The sequence below is a fragment of the Microbacterium maritypicum MF109 genome (assembly GCF_000455825.1).
Classification (GTDB): Bacteria; Actinomycetota; Actinomycetes; order Actinomycetales; family Microbacteriaceae; genus Microbacterium; species Microbacterium maritypicum_A.
The window spans coordinates 1-222 of record NZ_ATAO01000163.1; the positions used below are offsets into that span (position 1 = coordinate 1).

1 protein-coding gene is annotated in these 222 nt (G+C 66.2%); it reads left to right on the forward strand.

Going from position 1 to position 222, the window contains the following annotated elements:
• Positions 1-222 (forward strand): AMP-binding protein (locus L687_RS29630; RefSeq protein ID WP_040569684.1); only part of this gene is annotated, 222 nt, incomplete at both ends.

Genomic DNA, 222 nt, shown 5'->3' on the forward strand with positions numbered 1-222 from the left:
ACCAGGTCGCCTCCTGGCTCCGCACGCTCGGCATCGGTCGCGGCGACCACGTGATCGTGATGTTGAACAACACGATCGAGCTGTGGGAGGTGATGCTGGCGATCACGAAGATCGGCGCCGTGTCGATCCCGACCTCGACCCTGTTGTCGGCTTCGGACCTCGCCTACCGCGTCGAGCACGGACGCGCACGGGCGGTCATCACTCTCGGAGCGCTCGCCGATC